Genomic DNA, 2,553 nt, shown 5'->3' with positions numbered 1-2,553 from the left:
GATGGTAGTGTGGGAGTTCCCATGTGAGAGTAGGACATTGCTAGGCGCCTATTAAGAGAAGCCCGATTCGTAAGAATCGGGCTTTTTGCTTTCTGGGATTTAAAAACACAAAAATCACCGAAATTGCGTACAAGATTACAGGTACGCCGCTGGTCGTGTGGCTTATGCTGAGTAAAGCTGATGTGAATGTAAGATATTTTTCACTTATATTTAGCGAATATCAATCCGAAAGCGTTTGGCTTTTTGCTTTCAGGATTCAAAAATCATATTAAACTCTACATTATTAAATTATTTTTTTAATATTGGAGCTCATAACTTCCGTTATCAATATTCGTATGAATGATCACTTTAGTCAAAGGTCTTAGTTACAACCCAAGTTCAACCTCTGAAATTTATAATTAATCGATACTATTGATTGTAGTGGTGAATTCTATGTTGGACAGTAGTGAACCTATAAAAATTTTAAAATAGAACAGTTGTTTGCAAAATTACTTTTTATAATATTTTAAAATCAGTGAGATAGATAATAATATGATGAAAGAGTAAGTTAAATAACAATAATATTAATGGACAAATATGGTGCTTTGAATACTTTAGTCACCATTGGCTAACCTGTTTATGGGATCGCTATTATGACCTTGAACTCATTGAGTTTTATATAAGCCTAACATAACAAAAAATATTGATTTTGTTATTTAAGAACATTAGAGGAAGCGTAATGACAAAAAAAGCTATAGTGATAGGAGCTACGGGGTTAGTTGGACGCGCGATAGTTCAACAATTGGTTAATACTGATTATATCGGTAAAGTTATTACACTAACACGTAGATCTTCTCCGCATTCATCTACAAAAGTTCTTAATCAAGTCGTCGACTTCGATCAATTGGATAACTACCTATCTCTTTTTGATGGCGATTTTTTATTCTCATGCCTTGGTACAACTGTTAAGCAAGCTGGTTCAATCAATGGTCAACGTAAAGTTGATCTTGAATACCAGTTCAAAGCAGCAGAGTTGGCAGCAAAGAACGGCGTAAGTCACTATTTACTCGTCTCATCTACTGGAGCTAATGGGCAAAGTAATAATTCGTATCTAAAAATGAAAGGTGAATTGGAACATAGAGTCAGTCAATTGATATTTAAACGGATTAGTATATTTCAACCTTCACTCTTACTTGGTGAGCGAACTCAAATTCGCTTAGGTGAAAAAATGGGTTGTTGGATAATGCCTATTATATGCATTATTCCCTTTCTACGTCGTTTTCGTCCGATAACCGGCGAGCAAGTTGCAGCAAAAATGGTATCTATAAGTCAGAGAGAAGGGGCGTCAAGAGAGTTTTATCGTCTTGACGAGATTTTTATTAAGTGATTAAAAACAAACTGGATAGTTATACTGACTATTCCTGATAATACGATATTAAAATAACCTTGTGCTGATGAGTTTTAAGTTAAGTGAGGCAATAATGAGTAACCGTATGATTTATTGATAATGTACCTTCTATTGTTAATTACTCCACTCTAATAACAAATGTCTGTTTCATTAACATCATTATTGAACTAGGTAAACAAGTATAGATTAAGTAAAAGGTTAAATAATCTAACATCATGATCTTAAAATATAGATCCACCTAATTAATAAAGGACTAAGCAAAAGTGTTAGAACATTAACGGCTAAAAATAATATAGACTATTTACCTATAGAGACGGTAAGGCCGCCAACCATACTTATATGGTCAATAACTTTTACTACGTTATCATAATTTGTGTTCACGTGTGGAATGACGACAGCAGCAGCGACTTGATTAGTGGCAAGATAGTTTTCAATATTTGCTGGTAGACGTTCAATATCTGTAATTCTGCCATTTAAAGATACAAGCCCATTTTCATTTATCCTAATCAATAACATTGGATTATTATTTTGATTAGGGTTACCACCATCAGGTTTATTGACTAAGAATCCTTCTTCCTTAACAAATGAGGTTGTCACAATAAAAAATATCAAAAGGATAAATACAATATCAAGCATGGGCGTCATATCCGCTTCAGCTTTTTGATCTTCATAAAGTCTACTCTTTCTCATCCTGGTGCCTTAAAATTATTAGTTATATACTACGATTTAATTCGTATAGTGTTTTACTTACTCTAGTGCAAATTATTTATTAAGCAATATTTATACGAATTCATTCGTAAACAAGTAAAATTTAAATTATTAAATAAACTTTATAATAAGTAATATAGGTAAATTTGATACACTGGCAAGGACTAACAGATAATCTATATACCAGCGTAAAGTGAAGATAGTACAAGATTTATAATGACTATATGTAACACTTAAATAGTTATTATTAGATATTCGTTTTAATATCCTACGTTTTGTCTTCTTTTTATGCAAACAAACAAAAATATGAAAATAGTGCTTGATCCTTTTTGTAAAATGTCTAGAATGCGCTCCAGTTCCAAGGGGTTCAGTTAAAACGAACCACGAAAGAGCTGTTTTGATAAGTTATCTACATCGCTTTAGGGCAAAGTCGTTAACTTAACGTTTTAAAAGTAAGT

2 protein-coding genes are annotated in these 2,553 nt (G+C 32.4%); one reads left to right on the top strand and one right to left on the bottom strand.

Features of this window, described 5'->3' with window-relative positions; genetic code table 11:
* Positions 1–718: 718 nt before the first annotated feature.
* A complete protein-coding gene (locus tag H4J39_RS00060) occupies positions 719–1,366 on the top strand; it encodes an NAD-dependent epimerase/dehydratase family protein (RefSeq protein WP_182225427.1) in 648 nt (215 codons plus the stop codon).
* Positions 1,367–1,684: 318 nt separating this feature from the next.
* On the opposite strand, the gene H4J39_RS00055 is transcribed toward H4J39_RS00060, so the two are convergent.
* Complete coding sequence (locus H4J39_RS00055; RefSeq protein WP_182225426.1) at positions 1,685–2,077, bottom strand: biopolymer transporter ExbD; 393 nt, start codon at positions 2,075–2,077, stop codon at positions 1,685–1,687.
* Positions 2,078–2,553 lie beyond the last annotated feature (476 nt).

Source organism: Colwellia sp. Bg11-12 (assembly GCF_014076955.1).
Lineage (GTDB): Bacteria > Pseudomonadota > Gammaproteobacteria > Enterobacterales > Alteromonadaceae > Colwellia_A.
This window is presented reverse-complemented; position numbering and strand designations above follow the sequence as displayed.